The following is a 14,605-nucleotide window of genomic DNA, read 5'->3' on the forward strand; positions in this document are numbered from 1 at the left end:
GTCCGCGATGCGTCCGCAGTCCCATCCGTATCGTCATCGCGCGCGCTTGCGGCGCGCCGCATTCGTACTGGTTCTGGCCGGCGTCGTCACGCTGGCCGCGTGTTCGAAGAAGGAAGCCGCGGCGCCCGAGCCGCGTCCGGTGGTGGCCGTCGCCGTGCATGCGGACGGCAGCGCCACGCAGGCGGCTTCCTTGCCCGGCGAGGTGCAGGCGCGGTATTCGACGCCGCTGTCGTTTCGCGTCGGCGGCAAGATCGTCGAGCGGCGCGTTCGTCTCGGCGATGTGGTGAAAAACGGGCAGATCGTCGCCCGCCTCGATCCGGCCGATCAGCAGAAGAATGCCGCGAGCGCGCAGGCGCAACTCGCCGCCGCGCAGCACGCTCTCGTGTATGCGAAGCAGCAACTAGATCGCGATCAGGCACAGGCCAAAGAGAACCTGATCGCGCCCGCGCAACTCGAACAGACCACCAATGCGTACGCATCCGCGCTCGCGCAGCGCGATCAGGCCGCGCAGCAGGCGGCGCTGTCGAAAGACCAGTTGCAATACACCACGCTCGCCGCCGATCACGCCGGCGTGATCACCGCCGAACAGGCCGACACGGGCCAGAACGTCTCCGCGGGCCAGGCCGTCTACAACCTCGCGTGGAGCGGCGACATTGACGTGGTATGCGACGTGCCGGAAAGCGCGCTCGCCGCGCTCTCGGTCGGGCAAACCGCCAACGTCACGCTCGCCGCGTTGCCGGCGCGCAAATTTACGGCGCGCGTGCGCGAACTGTCGCCCGCCGCCGACCCGCAAAGCCGCACCTATCGCGCCAAACTCACGCTCGACAATCCCGGTCCGGACGTGCGCCTCGGCATGACCGCGGATATCGAACTCGCCGCGCCAGCTAACGCCTCGGCCGGTCAGCACGGCTCGTTCACTGTGCCCGCCACGGCCTTGTTCCATGACGGCACGCAGCCCGCCGTGTGGATCGTGCGCGCCGCGGATAACGCGCTGGAACTGCGCCGCGTAACGGTCACGCGTTACAACGAACGCACCGTGGTAATCGGTCAAGGTCTCAAGGACGGCGAACGCGTCGTGCTGCAAGGCGTGCATACGGTGACGGCCGGCGAAAAAGTCCGCGCGATCGCGTCGCTGCATCCCGAGGACTTCGCTTCATGAGCACGCCGCACGAAGAAGGACGCTTCAACCTGTCCGCATGGGCGCTGCGCCACCAGGCGCTGGTGGTTTTCCTGATCGCGCTCGCGACCGCGTTCGGCATCCTCGCCTATACGCGGCTCGCGCAATCCGAAGATCCGCCGTTCACGTTCCGCGTGATGGTGATCCGCACCTTCTGGCCGGGCGCCACCGCGCGCCAGGTGCAGGAACAGGTGACGGACCGCATCGGCCGCAAATTGCAGGAGACGCCCGCCATCGATTTCGTGCGCAGCTACTCGCGCCCCGGTGAATCGCTGATGTTCTTCTCGATGAAGGACTCGGCACCGGTCAAGGACGTACCCGAGACCTGGTATCAGGTGCGCAAGAAAGTCGGCGATATCGCGGCGACGCTGCCGCAAGGCATTCAAGGCCCGTTCTTCAACGACGAGTTCGGCGACGTCTACACCAACATCTACACACTCGAAGGCGACGGCTTTTCTCCCGCGCAACTGCACGACTACGCGGACCAGTTGCGCACGGTGCTGCTGCGCGTGCCGGGCGTCGCCAAGGTGGACTATTTCGGCGATCCGGACCAGCACATTTACATCGAGATCGCCAATACGCAACTCACGCGCCTCGGCATCTCGCCGCAGCAACTCGGCCAGGCGATCAATTCGCAGAACAGCGTCTCGCAAGCCGGCACGCTGACCACGGCCGACGACCGCGTGTTCGTGCGCCCCACCGGCCAGTTCAAAGACGTCAACGCGCTCGCCGACACGCTGATCCGCATCAACAACCGCTCGTTTCGTCTTGGCGACATCGCCACGATCAAACGCGGCTACGACGACCCCGTTGTCACGCAGATGCGTGCCGGCGGCAAGGCCGTGCTCGGCATCGGCGTGACGATGCAGCCGGGTGGCGACGTGATCCGCCTCGGCAAGGCGCTCGATCAGCAGATGGCGCAGTTGCGAAAGGCGCTGCCCGCCGGCTTGCAACTGGTTGAAGTGTCGAGCATGCCGGACGCGGTCGCGCGTTCGGTCGACGACTTTCTCGAAGCCGTCGCCGAAGCGGTGGCGATCGTGCTGGTGGTCAGCCTGGTTTCGCTCGGCCTGCGCACCGGCATGGTGGTCGTGATTTCGATCCCGGTGGTGCTGGCCGTCACCGCGTTGTGCATGTATCTGTTCGACATCGGTCTGCACAAGGTGTCGCTCGGCACGCTTGTGCTCGCGCTCGGACTGCTCGTCGACGACGCGATCATCGCCGTCGAGATGATGTCGGTGAAGCTGGAACAAGGCTGGAACCGCACGCGCGCCGCGGCCTATGCGTACACCAGCACCGCTTTTCCGATGCTGACCGGCACGCTCGTTACAGTCTCCGGTTTTCTGCCGATCGCACTGGCCAAGTCGAGCACCGGCGAATACACGCGCTCGATTTTCGAAGTATCGGCGATCGCGCTGATCGCCTCGTGGCTCGCCGCGGTCGTGCTGATTCCGCTGCTCGGCTATCACCTGCTGCCCGAGCGCAAACGCGAGGCGCACGAAGCGCATCTGCCGGACGATCACGAGCACGACATCTACGACACGCGTTTCTACCGGCGCCTGCGCGGCTGGATAGGCTGGTGCATCGAGCGGCGCTTCGTCGTGCTGGCGATTACGGTCGCGCTGTTCGCGCTGGCCATGGCGGGTTTCACGCTGGTGCCGCAGCAGTTCTTCCCGAGTTCGGACCGTCCCGAGTTGCTGGTGGACGTGCGCCTGCCCGAAGGCGCGTCGTTCGAAGCCACGCTGCGCCAGGCCCAGCGGCTCGAAAAAGCGCTGGTGGGCCGCCCGGAAATCGATCATACGGTCGACTTCGTCGGCACTGGCGCGCCGCGTTTCTATCTGCCGCTCGATCAGCAATTGCCGCAGCCCAATTTCGCGCAGTTCGTGATCACGGCGAAGTCGGTGAAGGACCGCGAGAAGCTCGCGCAATGGCTCGAACCGGAATTGCGCAACAACTTTCCGGCAATTCGCACGCGCCTGTCGCGCCTCGAGAACGGGCCGCCCGTCGGTTATCCGGTGCAGTTCCGCGTGAGCGGCGACGATATCGCCACCGTGCGTTCGATCGCCGAGCGCGTCGCCGCGACCCTGCGCGCGGACCGCGGCACCCGCAACGTCCAGTTCGATTGGGACGAACCCGCCGAGCGCTCGGTGCGCTTCGAAGTCGATCAGAAGAAAGCGCGTGAACTGGGCGTCAGCTCCGACGACATTTCGAGCTTCCTCGCGATGACACTCTCCGGCTACACCGTCACCCAGTATCGCGAACGCGACAAACTGATCAGCGTCGATCTGCGCGCGCCTAAAGCGGAGCGCGTCGACCCCGCGCAACTGGTCACGCTGGCCATGCCCACGCCGAACGGTCCCGTGCCGCTCGGCACGCTGGGCCACTTGCGCAACGACCTCGAATACGGCGTGATCTGGGAACGCGACCGTCAGCCGACCCTTACCGTGCAGTCCGACGTTGCGCCGGGCGCGCAAGGCATCGACGTCACGCATGCGGTGGACAAGGCGCTCGGTCCGATTCGCGCGGCCCTGCCGGTCGGCTACCGGATCGAAATCGGCGGCTCGGTTGAGGAAAGCGGCAAAGGCCAGACCTCGATCAATGCGCAGATGCCGATCATGATCATCGCCGTACTCACGCTCCTGATGATCCAGCTGCAAAGTTTCGCGCGCGTGCTGATGGTCGTGCTGACCGCGCCGCTCGGGCTGATCGGCGTGGTGCTCACGCTGCTGCTGTTCGGCCAGCCGTTCGGCTTTGTCGCGATGCTCGGCGTGATCGCGATGTTCGGCATCATCATGCGCAACTCGGTGATTCTGGTCGATCAGATCGAACAGGACATTGCGTCGGGACATAAGCGTTTCGATGCGATCGTCGGCGCGACCGTGCGGCGCTTCCGGCCGATCACGCTGACCGCGGCCGCCGCCGTGCTCGCGCTGATTCCGCTCTTGCGCTCGAACTTCTTCGGCCCGATGGCGACCGCGCTGATGGGCGGCATTACGAGCGCCACGATCCTCACGCTGTTCTATCTGCCCGCGCTGTACGCCGTGTCGTTTCGCGTGCGTGCCGATGAACGCGAGCCGCAGACGTCCGGTCCGAAGCATACGGGGAATTGAGCATGGCCACTTTCATCTTCTCCCGATACTCGCGCGGCGCCGCCCTCACCGGCATGGCATGCGCGCTCGCCGCGTGTTCGTTCGGGCCGAGCGGCGAGCCGCCCGCGATGCCGCAACCGGCCCACTACGGAGCACAGGCGCAACCGACGCAAACCGTGCCAGCGCAAGGCGTCACCCAACAGTTCGTGGTCGGCGCGAAGCCGGTGCCGGAGTGGTGGAAGCTGTATCGGTCGGACGCGCTGAATGCGCTTGTCGATGAAGGCCTGCGCAACAGCCCGACGCTCGCCGCGACCGACAAGAGCCTCGCCGCCGCGCGTGAGCAGTTGCGCGCGCAGATCGGCAGTTCGATGCTGCCGACCGTCGACCTCGGCGGCCAGGCGACCCGCAATCGCGCGCTGGCGATCCCCGAGGCTGGACCGAACACGTTTCTCTACAACATCTTCGTCGGCCAATTGCAGGCGCACTATACGTTCGACCTGTTCGGTGCCGCGCGTCTGGCCGACGCCGCGCTCGCGGCGCGCGTCAACGTTCAGGCGTATCAGTTCGACGCCGCGCGCCGCGCGCTGGCCGCCAACATCGTGACGGCCGCGATCACGAGCGCCGCGCTTCATGCGCAGATCGAGACGACCGAACGGCTCGTGACGATCGCCAACGATCAGGCCCGCGACACACAGCGGCGCTATGCATTGGGTGCTGTTTCGCATGCGGATCAGTTGAGCGCGCAGCAAAGCGCGGCGAGTCTGTCGGCGAGTTTGCCGGGGCTGAAGCAGCAATGGCTGAGCACGCGGCACGCGTTGGCGGTGCTGCTGGGCCGCACGCCGGATGCGGCGCCGGATGATCTTGAACTCGCGCAGTTGCGTGTGCCTGAGCAGGTGCCCGTGGTGGTGCCGTCAGAGTTGCTGCGCGCGCGCCCGGACATCCAGGCCGCCGATGCCGCCTTGAAGGCCGCGGCGGCCGACGTCGGTGTCGCCACCGCGCAGATGTTCCCGAGTCTGTCATTGAGCGCGTCGATGGGCCAGGGCGGCTTTAGCTGGCCGGTGGCGCTCTCCGGCGCGGGCGCGATCTGGAGCATCGGTGCGTCGCTGTCGCAGCCGCTGTTTCATGGCGGCGCCCTGTTCGCGCAACGGCGTGCGGCGGTCGATACCTACGATGCCACGGTCTCGCAGTACAAACAGACGGTGTTGGCCGCGTTCCAGAATGTCGCCGATACGCTCGCCGCGCTCGAGCACGACTCGCAGGCGTTGGATGCCGCGAACATTGCGGCGCGTTCGGCGCAAGGGATCTTTGATGAGACCTCGGGGCGTTATCGATTGGGGGCGTTGCCCATCGCATCAGCACGTTCGAGCGAGCAGCAGTTTCGCAACGCGCAGCTCGATGAGATCCGCTATACGAGCGCGCGTTTGACGGACACGGCGGCGTTGTTTCAGGCGATGGGGAATCCGCCGGTGGGGACGGCGGCGGATTCCGCAGCCGCTTCGACTGCGGCTTCGGCTTCGGCATCCGCGATTCCTGCTGCAAACGCGGGCATCTCCGAATAGCTTAACTTGGGATTCCGTACTGATTGCAGCGAACTTATCCCCATTTTTTGTTGATGAGCCTGTTGAAAACTATCTGACAAGCGGGCTAACTCATTGAACGCGTGGAGATTCGTGCGGGCGGTACGGAATGTACCAGCGGGGCGCGGAACGATGACTCTTCCACTGAACGAAGATCCTGGGATGCCTCAACGTTATCCCCAGTTTATGTTGACAGGGTTGTTGATAACTCCATGGCTACCCACTTAAGTGTTTGACCCGAATGGGTTTGTTACGCGAGCTGCCGGTGGATGCAGCGGCCTTGCGCACCGCGGGAATGACTGACAGCGCTGCCGCTTATCCACAGATTGTGTTGACAGGGCTGTTGATAACGCCAGGAGATCCTACCTAAGTACTTGACCCCGCACCACATTCACCCGCAGACCCGTCTGACACCTACCCACATCAATAAACCCCCGCCTCCCCCGCCGGCCGATTCTTAAACCGCTTATGCACCCAATAATATTGATCAGGAATCCGCCTCACCTGCGTCTCGAGAAACTCGGTAATGCGCCGAGCGTCGACGGTCACGTCGTCGGACGGGAAATCGCTCAACGCGTCGAAAATCGTGAGCTTGTAGCCGCGATAATCCGGCAGCACTTCCGTCACGAACGGCACCACGCGCGCATTCGCCGCGCGCGCCATCCGCGAGACGGAGGTCAGTGTGCAGGCCGGCACGCCGAAAAACGGCACGAACACCGAATCGCGCAAGCCGAAATCCATGTCCGCGGCCAGCATCACCGGCTTGCCGTCACGCAACGCGCGTAACGCGCGCCGCACGCTGTCGCTGCGCGGAATCATCTCCGTGCCGAAGCGGCCGCGCTGTCGCTTGGCCATCGCGTCGAGCAGGAGATTGGACATCGGCGTATAGAGAGAAGCGACCGGATGCCGCGTCGAATACATCATGCAGCCCGCCTCGATACCGACGAAATGAAAGCCCACGAAAATCGTCGGCTTCCCTTCCATGTCGGACAGATCGATGGCGCTTTCCACTTCGACGAGTCGCGCCAGCGCCTGCGCATTGCCGAACCATTGCGGCCCGCGCTCGACATAGCTGCGGATCACGTGACAAAAGTGCGCGCGCGCCAGACGCTCGCGCGCCTCGTCGTTCATATCCGGGAAACATAGCTTCAGGTTGGTGTGCACGACGCGCCGCCGCGTGCTCGGAATTCGGTACAGCAAGGCGCCAATGCCGGTGCCGATTCGCGCGACAAGGCTATACGGCAAAAAGGCAAACGCGCGCAGCAGACCTGTCGTCAGACAGATCAGAATTCGACTTTTCACAAGGCGGGACCCGGTGGATGCTGGATGGCAAACACGCCGGCCGTGGCAACTCGACATTGCCAGCGGACGAAGTGACAGGCGCGCGCGTCATACCGGGTCTCGCGCGGCGCGGGGGTTCGAGAATGGACATCTCGCTCGCGGCGAGACGCAGTGGTGCTGGAGGCCGAGAAACCGTCTAGGGATCAGGCGTCCTTTAGGACCCTTGAGAAAGCACCGCCGGCGTGATTAAAACACATCGCGCGTGGCGAACACAGATTCTCCTGGTCGCACCACCCGACGAACGGCGCGCATGCCGTCCGGGGCGGCGTTTTCCTGTTCTTTCAAAAACTTGCCTGCGTGCGCGGCCGCACTCCAAGGGAATGCCCTTGGAGAACATCACGGCTTGTTCGATTCGAACAGATCCATGATCTGCTTCTTCTCATTCGACGAGACACTCGGCGGCGGCACCGCCGGCGGTGTCATTCCCGCAGGGCCGACGCCACCGACCGCATCGCTCACGCCGGCGGTCGGATTCGCCGAGTCCAGACCGATGCTGGCGACGAAGCCATTGCCCGGCGTCATATCCGTATAGAACAGTTCACCGTCGACGGAAGTCACGCCGTCCGGTTGCGCCGGTTCGCTTTGCGGCACCCCGCGCAGCGCGCGCTGCATGTATTCCACCCAGATCGGCAATGCCAGTTGCGCGCCGAATTCGCGGCTGCCGAGGCTCTTCGGCTGGTCGTAGCCCATCCACGCCACCGCCACCAGCGACTGCTGATAACCGGCGAACCAGCCATCTTTCGCGTCGTTGGTCGTACCAGTCTTGCCCTGCAAGTCGGTACGGTGCAGCGCGTTGGTGCCCGCGCCCGTGCCGGCCGTGGCCACCGAATGCAGCAGACTGTTCATGATGTAGGCGTTACGCGGTTCCAGCGTGCGCGGCGCATCGCGCCCGGCCGTCAGCGGCTGCGCCTTGGAGAGCGGTTGGCCGCGCGCGTCCGTGACCTCGTTGATCAGATACGGATTGATCCGGAAGCCGCCGTTCGCGAACACCGAATACGCACCCGCCGACTGCAACGGCGTGACGAGGCCCGCACCGAGCGCCATCGGCAGATATGGCGGGGTCTTGTCGGCGTCGAAACCGAAACGCTGCGTGACGAAGTCTTGCGCGTACTTGGTGCCGATGAACGACAGAATGCGGATCGACACGAGGTTCTTCGACTTCTGCAACGCGAGACGCATAGGCATCGGACCGTCCGGCTGGTCGTCGTCCTTCGGCTCCCACGCATCGCCGCCCGGCGTGCTCGACGGGAAGTACAACGGCGCGTCGTTGATGATCGTGGCCGGTCCGAGACCCTTGTCGAGCGCAGCCGAATAGATGAACGGCTTGAAGCTCGAACCCGGCTGACGCCACGCCTGCGTGACGTGGTTGAACTTGTTCTTGTTGAAGTCGAAGCCGCCCACCAGCGCGCGAATCGCGCCGTCCTGCGGCGTGAGCGACACCAGCGCGCCTTCCACTTGCGGCAGTTGCGTGATCTGCCAGTTGCCCTTGTCGTCCGCGATGAGGCGCACGATCGAGCCGACCTTGATCTTCGTGGCGGCCGTGGCGCGCGCGCTCAATGCGCCGGCGGCAAAACGCAGGCCGTCGCCACTGATCGTCACCTGCGTTCCGTCCACGAGTTGCGCCTTGACCTGCTTCGGAGCCGCCTCCGTCACCACGGCGGCGATGATCTCGCCGTTGTCCGGGTGATCGGTGAGCGCGTCGTCGATAGTCTGGTCGCGGTCGTCGCCCGGCGCGGGCAGTTGCACGAAACCTTCAGGCCCGCGATAGCCATGGCGCCGCTCGTAATCCATCACGCCCTTGCGCACCGCGCGATAAGCGGCGTCCTGATCCGCGGAGTCGATCGTGGTGGTGACGTTCAGGCCGCGCGTGTAGGTTTCGTCCTTGTATTGGGCGTACATCATCTGCCGGACCATTTCGGCAATGTACTCGGCGTGCACGCTATATTCGTTGCCCGGATTCTTGGTGTGAATCTCTTCCTTCACAGCCTGATCGTACTGATCCTGGCTGATGTATTTCAGTTCGAGCATGCGCCGCAGAATGTACTCCTGACGGATCTTCGCGCGCTTCGGATTGACCACCGGGTTATACGCGGACGGCGCCTTCGGCAAGCCGGCCAGCATTGCCGATTCCGCCAGCGTGATGTCCTTCAGATCCTTACCGAAGTACACGCGCGCGGCCGCGGCAAAACCATAAGCGCGTTCGCCCAGATAGATCTGGTTCATGTACAGCTCGAGAATCTGATCTTTGGTCAGCGCGCGCTCGATCTTGTACGCGAGCAGCATTTCGTAAATCTTGCGCGTGTAGGTCTTCTCGCTGGAGAGGAAGAAGTTGCGCGCCACCTGCATGGTGATCGTGCTCGCGCCCTGCGAGGCGCCGCCGTGCGAGAGGTCGGAGACACCCGCCCGCAGAATGCCGATGAAGTCGACGCCGCCATGCTCGTAGAAGCGATAGTCTTCGATCGCGAGCACCGCTTTCTTCATCTGATCGGGAATGTCCTGGAAGCGCACGAGCGAGCGCCGCTCCTCGCCGAATTCGCCGATCAGCACGTGGTCCGCCGTATAGACCCGCAGCGGCACCTTCGGACGATAGTCGGTCAGCGCGTCGAGCGACGGCAGTTGCGGCCCCATCACCACGAGTGCATAGCCAACGATCAGCGCGCCCACCACCGCGATGGTCGCGAGCAGGCTGGCGAACCAGATGACGAGCGTCGTGCCAAGGGAACGGCGGCCGGCCTCGGCATCGCGCGAAGCTGCATTGCGTCCTGGCGTGCGTTGGTAGGAATCCCGGTCTTCACCAGACGGAGAATTGGATGAATGCGGTCGTTTGATGATTGGCATGACTGGAATAGTGGGCGCATGACTGAACGCCTTTCTGCACGCGCTCATGGCGCGCACACGGATCATGTTCGAGGATCGTAGCCTGAGGCGCAAACCACCGCGCGGCCCTGAGCCCCCGGCCGGCCGCACGGCGCGCCCGGGTCGAGTCCGGCGCAACGTAACAGCGCATTTTAAAAGAAATCAAGCGCGGTCCAAGTTAGTTTTTTTGTAAGAATTCCCTTCGCGCGAAAGGAATCTGTAGTTTCGGGTGGTGCTACGAGCGCTTTCCCACGCGGTCAGAGTTATTCACAGAAAATGTTGAAAGGCCTGTGGACAAGCCGCCCGCAAACGCTACAACTCATTGATGTCACGGGATTTTCATGTCGCGCCCGTTTCGCATCGGGGCAACTCGTCATATGATGGACTCGGCGCGCGCTAACACGTGCGCGCGCCGCGGCGTCCGCCAAACGCCCGCTTTGAACCGCCCATGCCAACAAGTATGCGAGCCGACTATGAATAAGCCCAGCGAACGCATCGTCGTATTCGTCACGACCGCGCAGAAACGCGCGATCACCACCACCGCCGAGAATATGGGCATCAGCGTCAGCGAACTGATGCGGCGCGCGGTCCTGAGTTTCGGCGCGACCAGTGAACAGGTGAAAGCGGCCAGCATCGTCGACCGTTTGCGCGCGCCCCGCGCGCCGGACGCGCTCGACGCCGCATTGCAACGGGTCGCGCGCGGCACACGGCACGCACGCGCCGCATTGCCGCCGGCTTTGCAGACGCACGTCGATAGCGCAACCGGCGCGTCCACGGATGGTGCGGTGGGGGTCAATGCGCCTGCGCCGGGTGCATCGACGGATGCATCGACGGATACATTACCGAGCGCAGCAGCCGGGCAGGCAGAGCCCGCGCCGCTGTTACCCGCTGGTCTTGCCGCCGCCCTCGCCGCCGGCATCGACGAGGAAGCCGCGGCAACCGCTGAAGCCGTCGCGCGCATGGCAGCGGCCGAAGCGGCATCGGCGGAAGGATCAACACTTCGGACGGATACGGAAACGCAACTGCGCAGCGTGCTGAAACGCCCACGCGTCGACACCCCGCGCGACGACGATGATCCGCTCGGCGATCCCAGCACAAAGGGCGGCCGTTTCGCGTAACGAGGTTAGCGATGCATATCGCGCGACGCGCAACGCGCGTCGGCACGTTGCATATCGTTACATTAGCGTCGCTCAAAATGCGCGAGCTTTCGGCATTGCAAGCTTGGTATTCATCCCGCGATTAAAGGCGGCTTGTTGCGCATTAAAAATACGCTCGGCATGCACGTCTTTCATGTCGTTGAATGCACGGCTGCCAGACGTGCTCAGCCATGCTCAGGCACGAGCAACAATAGACGCAAACCGTGCGCACGCGCACCGCGCCTATTCACGCCAGCGACACTTGCCGCGCGCAAAGTTGTCCAATTTGTCATCGCGCCCTTTAAGTCGGTTTTAAGAGAGCCCGTGGTGTAATATCCGCGAGCGGCTGAATGACGCGTCGCGCGATTTAACCTTTGAGCTGTTTGCCGCTCGATATTCGAATCGAACAATTTACGTCGCCGCTATTGCAATCGGCGCGCGCGCCCCGAACTCCGGTCCGAACGTTGCGCAGCTTCGCGTGCAGCGGCGTAAAGTAGCAGTTGAATGCAGTTGAGCGCGCGGGATCATTCAGCGCCGTTTACATTCTTTGGAGGTTTTCATGTCGCTTTTCGACAGCATTTCCCGCACGCTTAAAGGTCTCCTGAACGACGCAGCCGACTCCGTGCAAGATCCGTCGCGCGACTCGCGCCAGATCGTGCGGGAGCTCGATGAGAGCATCGCCAAAGCCGAGAACTCGCTGATCGAGATTCAGGCGCAAGTGGCCACGCAGCAAAGCAAGCGCGATGTTGCCGCGGACAAGGCGAAGAAATACGAAGACGGCGCGAAGCGCGCGCTGCAATCCGGCGACGAAGCGCTCGCGCGCGAAGCCCTCGGCGCGCAAGCCACGGCCGAAGCCGAACGCGATGCGCTCGCCAAGGAACTCACTACGCTGGAGCCGTCGGTGGCGCAGCTCAAGAGTCAGATCGAAGACATGCGCACGCGTCGCAACGACCTGAACGCCCGCTCGAACATTCTGCAAGCCAAGCAGCAGATCGCTCAGGCGAAAGACGTGGCGGCCACGGCGTTGGGCGGCATTGGCGGCAAGAATCTGTCGGAAGATTTTCAGAAGCTCGAAGACAAGGTCGCGCTGTCCAATGCCCGTTCGGACGCCCGCCTGAATTCGGCCGACGTGAAGAGCGGCAAGGCGCTCGACGACAAGCTCGCGGATCTGAACCGCGGCCCGTCCGTCGAAGATCGTCTCGAAGCATTGAAGAAGCAGATCAATACGCCGGCCCAGTAATTGCGTCGACAGCAGTACATACCGGCGGCCTTCGTGTGAGCCGCCGGAATCGACTGAAGGAGACGGGCGCAACGCGTCCGGTCCGCAAATGAAAAAATTTCTCGCAACCGCGTTTGCCTCACTGCTGTTCGTGTCGGCCGCGGCGTTCGCAGTGCCCACCGTTCAGCAAATCGAATCTGCCATGTCGCAAGGCAACTGGCAACAGGCCGACGCCGGCCTGAGCGAAGTGCTGCAGGCGCATCCGAACAATGCGCGCGCGCACTATCTGTATGCCCAGGTGCTCGACCGCGAAGGCCGTTCCGCCGATGCGCTCGCCCAGGTGCAGCAGGCCAAGACCCTCGACCCGCAGATCCGTTTCACCGATCCGACCCGCTTCGCGCAGACCGAAGCGCGCATCCGCAAAGACGCGGAACGCGCAGGCGCTGCGGGTGGCAACACGACCAGCCGCGCACCCAACCCGTTCGCGCAGCAGCAGACCGCGCCGTCCGTGCAGCAACAGTCGGCCATCGTGCCGCAAGCGCCGCAACGGCATGGTCCTGGCATGGGCATGTGGATCGGCATTCTGGTCCTCGTCGGCGTGATCGCGCTGGTGCTGCGCTGGACCTTGCGGCGCGCCCGCGCACAAGGCGATACGCGCGCCGACGACGACCGTCGCGTGCAACTCAAGCGCGCCACGGAGATGCTCAACACTGTGCGTTCGCTCAAGCTCGACGTGAAGCTCTCAACCGTGCAAGGTCATGAGGCGCTGGAGAAGGAAGTCGAAGCAACCGAAGACCAGTTGCGCGGCCTCGTCGAAACGCTGTCGAATAGCAAGAATCCGCTGCCGCCGTATCAACTCGACGAACTCGAACAACGGCTCGGCAGCATGCGCGCGCGCCTCGAAGGCCGGCCCGATCCGTATGCCGCTCCGGCCGCCAGCGCGCAGCAACAGTCGCCATATGCGCAGGAAGCCGAACGCTTCGGTAATCCGCCGCAAGCGCCCTATCCGCAGCAAGGTCCGTATCAGCAACAGCCGCCGGTTATCGTGCAGCAAGGCGGCGGGGGTTTCGGCGGCGGCATGGGCGGTCTGCTGACTGGCGTGCTGCTTGGCGAAGCGCTGAATTCCGGACGTGAGCGCGTGGTGGAGCGCGACGTGATCGTCGACGACGAAGCGCGCCGTCGCGGCAACGACGGCGGCAATGGCGGCAATGGCGGCAATGGCGGCGGCCTCGACTTCGGTCAAGGTTCGAACGACTGGAACGACAACGGCGGCGGCGTCGATCTGGGCAGCAACGACGACTCTGGCGGCTGGAACGACAACACCTGAGCTTCGCCGCGCGGCTGAAGTCGAATCAGGCCGCACAAGCGTGCGTCACGGAAACAGGCTCCTTTACGGAGCCTGTTTCGTTATGGCGATTCGTCTCTGAGGCTTCACGCCCGCATCGGCACCACTTCACTGACCGGCTCATGCTGCGCCAGCACCGCCGAACCCGCGAACAGTCTGACGATGAAACGCTCCGCATATGCGATCAGCGCAGTACGGCGCGCGTCGTCCGCATCGATATATTCGGCTGAGAGATGAAAGAGTTGCAGCACGATCTGCGTGCAGACTTCGTCGACGGTTTCACGCGAAAGTGTCGGCATCAATGCCAGTTGAACGACGTCGTCGGCCATTTCCGCCGACACCTCGTGCAGGTTCGCGCGCACGGCCTCGCGCAACGCCGGCGACGTACCATGATATTCAGCGAGCGCGCTCAGAAACGCCGCGCGGTTTTCCAGCGCGAACGCAAAGAACGCGACGCAGGCGCGACGCGGCACGCTATGCGGCTCGTCGTGCGCGGCGAGCCAGCGCTCACGCCGCAGCATCGGCCGCAAACGGCGGCTCACCGATTCGACGGCTTCGCGCGCAAGGTCGTCGAGCGTGTCGAAATGACGGTAGAACGTGTTGGGATTGAGTCCGGCCTCGCGCGCCAGTTCGCGCAAACCGAGGCTCGTAAAACTGCGGCCGCTTGCCGTCAAGCGCAATGCGGCTTCAATCAGTTTGCGCTTGCCGGCCGGCAATTCCTGCTTGACGGCAACGTGGTGTTCGACGGCAGCAGCCGCGTCCGGTACGGATGTCATGTGTTTTCAATCGGTGCGCGCCAGGCGCGTTTAATAGCCGTACTCTAAACGATCTTGACGCCAGGTGCACAGTTGTCTACCCTGCGCGTTAT

The 14,605-nt window shown here is 63.8% G+C and carries 9 protein-coding genes; 6 read left to right on the forward strand and 3 right to left on the reverse strand.

The annotated features are described in order from the left end of the window. Positions 1-7 precede the first annotated feature (7 nt). Genes BPHYT_RS11370 through BPHYT_RS11380 form a run of 3 tightly spaced genes read left to right on the forward strand, consistent with a single transcriptional unit; the run spans position 8 to position 5,822 of the window. Positions 8-1,159 (forward strand): efflux RND transporter periplasmic adaptor subunit, encoded by a 1,152-nt coding sequence (locus BPHYT_RS11370; protein WP_012433289.1) that lies wholly within the window; start codon positions 8-10, stop codon positions 1,157-1,159. Beyond that, positions 1,156-4,284: an efflux RND transporter permease subunit gene (locus BPHYT_RS11375; RefSeq protein ID WP_012433290.1), complete on the forward strand. Its 3,129-nt coding sequence runs from the start codon at positions 1,156-1,158 to the stop codon at positions 4,282-4,284. Before BPHYT_RS11370 ends, BPHYT_RS11375 begins: the two co-directional genes overlap by 4 nt. 2 nt (positions 4,285-4,286) lie before the next feature. Beyond that, positions 4,287-5,822 carry an efflux transporter outer membrane subunit gene (locus BPHYT_RS11380; protein WP_012433291.1) on the forward strand — a complete coding sequence of 512 codons (1,536 nt, stop codon included), beginning with the start codon at positions 4,287-4,289 and terminating at the stop codon, positions 5,820-5,822. A 441-nt stretch (positions 5,823-6,263) separates the two neighbouring features. Here the strand turns inward: BPHYT_RS11380 and BPHYT_RS11385 are convergent, their stop codons facing one another. Both BPHYT_RS11385 and BPHYT_RS11390 read right to left on the reverse strand, forming a co-directional pair. Continuing rightward, positions 6,264-7,142, reverse strand: a complete 879-nt coding sequence (locus tag BPHYT_RS11385; protein WP_041758446.1) for a lipid A biosynthesis lauroyl acyltransferase — start codon at positions 7,140-7,142, stop codon at positions 6,264-6,266. 375 nt (positions 7,143-7,517) lie between these two features. Beyond that, a complete protein-coding gene (locus tag BPHYT_RS11390; protein ID WP_012433293.1) occupies positions 7,518-10,019 on the reverse strand; it encodes a penicillin-binding protein 1A in 2,502 nt (833 codons plus the stop codon). Between the two features lie 491 nt (positions 10,020-10,510). On the opposite strand from BPHYT_RS11390, the gene BPHYT_RS11395 reads away from it, so the two are divergent. The 3 genes from BPHYT_RS11395 to BPHYT_RS11405 all read left to right on the forward strand — a co-directional run bounded on the left by BPHYT_RS11395 (position 10,511) and on the right by BPHYT_RS11405 (position 13,719). Then, the gene (locus BPHYT_RS11395; protein ID WP_012433294.1) at positions 10,511-11,155 is read left to right on the forward strand and encodes a hypothetical protein; all 645 of its coding nucleotides are present in this window, start codon (positions 10,511-10,513) and stop codon (positions 11,153-11,155) included. Between the two features lie 577 nt (positions 11,156-11,732). After that, the gene (locus BPHYT_RS11400) at positions 11,733-12,413 is read left to right on the forward strand and encodes a PspA/IM30 family protein (protein ID WP_011488613.1); all 681 of its coding nucleotides are present in this window, start codon (positions 11,733-11,735) and stop codon (positions 12,411-12,413) included. Between the two features lie 88 nt (positions 12,414-12,501). After that, complete coding sequence (locus BPHYT_RS11405) at positions 12,502-13,719, forward strand: tetratricopeptide repeat protein (RefSeq protein WP_012433295.1); 1,218 nt, start codon at positions 12,502-12,504, stop codon at positions 13,717-13,719. Positions 13,720-13,823: 104 nt separating this feature from the next. On the opposite strand, the gene BPHYT_RS11410 is transcribed toward BPHYT_RS11405, so the two are convergent. Then, positions 13,824-14,513: a TetR family transcriptional regulator gene (locus BPHYT_RS11410; protein ID WP_012433296.1), complete on the reverse strand. Its 690-nt coding sequence runs from the start codon at positions 14,511-14,513 to the stop codon at positions 13,824-13,826. Positions 14,514-14,605 lie beyond the last annotated feature (92 nt).

It is taken from the genome of Paraburkholderia phytofirmans PsJN, from assembly GCF_000020125.1.
In the GTDB taxonomy this organism is placed as follows: domain Bacteria; phylum Pseudomonadota; class Gammaproteobacteria; order Burkholderiales; family Burkholderiaceae; genus Paraburkholderia; species Paraburkholderia phytofirmans.

Coding starts and splice junctions, on each gene's coding strand:
- BPHYT_RS11370 (WP_012433289.1), top strand. CDS start 8: ATGCGTCCGCAGTCCCATCCGTATCGTCATCGCGCGCGCTTGCGGCGC.
- BPHYT_RS11375 (WP_012433290.1), top strand. CDS start 1,156: ATGAGCACGCCGCACGAAGAAGGACGCTTCAACCTGTCCGCATGGGCG.
- BPHYT_RS11380 (WP_012433291.1), top strand. CDS start 4,287: ATGGCCACTTTCATCTTCTCCCGATACTCGCGCGGCGCCGCCCTCACC.
- BPHYT_RS11390 (WP_012433293.1), bottom strand. CDS start 10,019: ATGCCAATCATCAAACGACCGCATTCATCCAATTCTCCGTCTGGTGAA.
- BPHYT_RS11395 (WP_012433294.1), top strand. CDS start 10,511: ATGAATAAGCCCAGCGAACGCATCGTCGTATTCGTCACGACCGCGCAG.
- BPHYT_RS11400 (WP_011488613.1), top strand. CDS start 11,733: ATGTCGCTTTTCGACAGCATTTCCCGCACGCTTAAAGGTCTCCTGAAC.
- BPHYT_RS11405 (WP_012433295.1), top strand. CDS start 12,502: ATGAAAAAATTTCTCGCAACCGCGTTTGCCTCACTGCTGTTCGTGTCG.
- BPHYT_RS11410 (WP_012433296.1), bottom strand. CDS start 14,513: ATGACATCCGTACCGGACGCGGCTGCTGCCGTCGAACACCACGTTGCC.